Source organism: Mesorhizobium sp. M7A.F.Ca.CA.003.01.2.1, from assembly GCF_003998945.1.
GTDB classification, from domain to species: Bacteria; Pseudomonadota; Alphaproteobacteria; order Rhizobiales; family Rhizobiaceae; genus Mesorhizobium; species Mesorhizobium ciceri.
The window spans coordinates 1-2,861 of the sequence record NZ_RZRA01000761.1; the positions used below are offsets into that span (position 1 = coordinate 1).

The following is a 2,861-nucleotide window of genomic DNA, read 5'->3' on the forward strand; positions in this document are numbered from 1 at the left end:
CATCAAAAACGACGTCGTCGGCGACATAGGATGCTGCCTTTTCGAGGTCGTGTCCTGTCCACGCTTTGGTGAAGGCGGTGGCGATGTCGAGGGGTGCTGTCTGTGTCATGACTTTGTCCTGATAGATTGATTCAGAACCCCGCACCCTTTCCGCATTCAAGGACCAACGGCGAGCCGGCTTCCCGGTTCCTCCTTTGAGGTGAATGGTGACATTTCGGCCTCTCGCCACCTCGGCGGCGTTCGGCTACATCTGCCGGCTGGAGACCTGAAATGACTGAGCTCGACACCCGAAAGACCATCGTGCTGACCGGCGCTAGCCGCGGCATCGGCCACGCCACCGTCAAGCGTTTTTCGCGCGAGGGCTGGCGCGTCATCACCTGCTCCAGGCAGGCTTTCGCCGAGGACTGCCCGTGGCCGGCCGGGCCGGAAGACCACATCAAGGTCGATCTCGCCGATCAGGAGGATGTCGGCATCGCCGTCTCCGAAATTCGCCACCGGCTGGAAGCGCATGGCGGCCAGTTGCATGCGCTGGTCAACAATGCCGGCATTTCGCCGAAGCTCAAGGACGGCAACAGCCGCATGAATTCGATCGACACGCCGATGCATGTCTGGCGCGACGTGTTCCAGGTCAATTTCTTCGCGCCGATCATGCTGGCGCGCGGGCTGTTCAAGGAACTGGCGGCGGCCAAGGGCTCGATCGTCAACGTAACCTCGATCGCCGGAACCCGCGTGCATCCTTTCGCCGGCACGGCCTACGCGACATCGAAGGCGGCACTCGGCTCGCTGACGCGCGAGATGGCGCATGATTTCGGTCCGCACGGCATCCGCGTCAACGCGATTGCGCCGGGCGAAATCGATACCGCGATCCTGTCGCCGGGCACGGACAAGATCGTCGAGACCATTCCTCTCAGGCGCCTTGGCACCACGGCCGAAGTCGCCGACATCATCTTTTTCCTGTGCTCGCAGCAGGCGTCGTATGTGACTGGCTCGGAAATCCACATCAATGGCGGCCAGCACGTGTGACAAAACAGGATGCTCATCCTGTTATGGTGAGAACAGCCTTGCCGCTGAAGCTGCGCTGTCGCAGTGCGTCCAGCGCTTGAGCGACGTCTGTCCACGGCGCCGTCAAGGCCACGCGCGTTTCGAGCCGGCCGGCTGCGACCAGAGCGAGCAGTGAGGCGATGTCCTCGCCGATGCCTGGACCAGACGTGTAGTACGCAAAAGTCTGAAGCCTTGCCCCTTCATGATCCGGAACGAACTGGCGGAATCCGACGGGCGTCAGCTCGCCGCTGCTCGAACCGAACATGACGATGGTCCCGCCAGGTGCGATACGTTCGATCGCGCGTGCGAGGCTTTGGCCGCCGACCGACTCGGTGATCAGCGAGAACGGCCCCTCGGCCAGATCGATCGCTTCGACAACCTGCCGGGCTCCGAGGCCGCGGAGATCGTCGGCGTGCCGGGCCGCGGCGATTGCCGTCACCGAGGCGCCTTGCTCGCGGGCGATCTGGATCTGAAAACGGCCGACCGCTCCGCTTGCACCGGTGATCAAGACCTGCTGGCCGGCGAGGTCGCCGCCATGGCGTAGAGTCCTTAGTGCCGTCGTACCGGCGACAGGAAGTGTGGCTGCGGAAACGAAACTGACGTCATCCGGCAGGACGGCGAGACGGTCGATTGGGACTGCGATGCGTTCGGCCCAACCGGCCTCGTCGACCAAAGCAACAACCCGGGCGCCGACGGCTGGCCCGGAACCATCGGCTGCTCTTCGTTCGACAATCCCCGCGATGTCCTGGCCGGGTATCCAGCCCTCGGGGCGTATGGCAAGCAGGCGCAGTTCGCCCCGGTTCAACGAAGTTGCGTGGACAGAGACAAGCGCTTCGTTCGAAGCCGGTTGAGGCTCGGCGATGTCGGCGAGCCTCAACCCGGTCGCGCTTTCGGGAGAGATGACCAGGGCGAGCATGGCGTACCTTGTTGCTGGCTTGTCGGTGCCAGCTTGCTGTGGAAAGCACGGCAAGCTGAGTACGAGCCGGAGCTTATCGACTTTCGCTGTTAAAGAATTTAGCTATCATGGCGTTTAATCGCTAATAACAGTCAACCATGAGACAACCCCTCAGCTACCCCTGGCTCGATCTCGATGTGGATGACCCTGCCGCGCCGGCGATTGCCGTGCGCGTCGACATCCCCGACACCAGAGCGGAAGTCCCCGCCCATCGGCACCGCAAAGGCCAACTCGTCTTCGCACTCGGCGGCGGCGTCACATGCCGCGTTCCAAGCGGTCTATGGATGGTGCCGCCGCATTGCGGGGTGTGGATCCCCGGCGGCATGGAGCACAGCAATGTCGCAACCGCCAACGCCCGGATTTTTTTCGTCTACATAGAGCCGGGAGCCGCCGATCTGCCGGAGCGGTGCTGCACGTTTTCAATCTCGCCCCTGCTGCGCGAATTGATCATCGAGCTTTCCGATCGGGTGGAGGGTGACGGGGCGAGGGGCGAACTCTTGACCAAGATGCTGCTCACCGAATTGCCACGCATGCCTGTCCAGCAATTGCACCTGCCGATCTCGTCCGAGCCACGCTTGAACAGGATCGCCGAAGCGTTGGCGCAAGACCCTGCCGACCGCAGCACACTGGCGGAATGGGCCAACCGCATCGCGCTCAGCGAGAGCAGCCTCGCCCGCCTTGTGGCAAAGGAGACGGGGCTGAGTTTCGGGCGCTGGCGCCAGCAATTGCACTTGATCGTTGCAATTCGGGAACTGGCTTCCGGCAAGAGTGTCCAGCAGGTCTCGGGCGATCTCGGCTATGGTTCCGTTACGGCCTTCATCACCATGTTCAAGAAGGCGCTTGGGAAGCCGCCGGCCAAATACCT

Annotated in this window: 3 protein-coding genes; 2 read left to right on the plus strand and 1 reads right to left on the minus strand. The window is 62.8% G+C overall.

What is annotated here, in order from left to right; all coding sequences use genetic code 11:
* Positions 1 to 270: 270 nt before the first annotated feature.
* Positions 271 to 1,023 carry an SDR family oxidoreductase gene (locus tag EN969_RS25065; RefSeq protein ID WP_013529556.1) on the plus strand — a complete coding sequence of 251 codons (753 nt, stop codon included), beginning with the start codon at positions 271 to 273 and terminating at the stop codon, positions 1,021 to 1,023.
* 13 nt (positions 1,024 to 1,036) lie between these two features.
* Here the strand turns inward: EN969_RS25065 and EN969_RS25070 are convergent, their stop codons facing one another.
* Positions 1,037 to 1,957, minus strand: coding sequence for a zinc-binding dehydrogenase (locus tag EN969_RS25070; protein WP_013529557.1), 921 nt, complete (start codon positions 1,955 to 1,957; stop codon positions 1,037 to 1,039).
* A gap of 137 nt (positions 1,958 to 2,094) precedes the next feature.
* Here EN969_RS25070 and EN969_RS25075 point away from each other — a divergent pair.
* Positions 2,095 to 2,861: helix-turn-helix transcriptional regulator (locus tag EN969_RS25075; protein ID WP_164758470.1), on the plus strand; the 767-nt coding region annotated here is incomplete at its 3' end.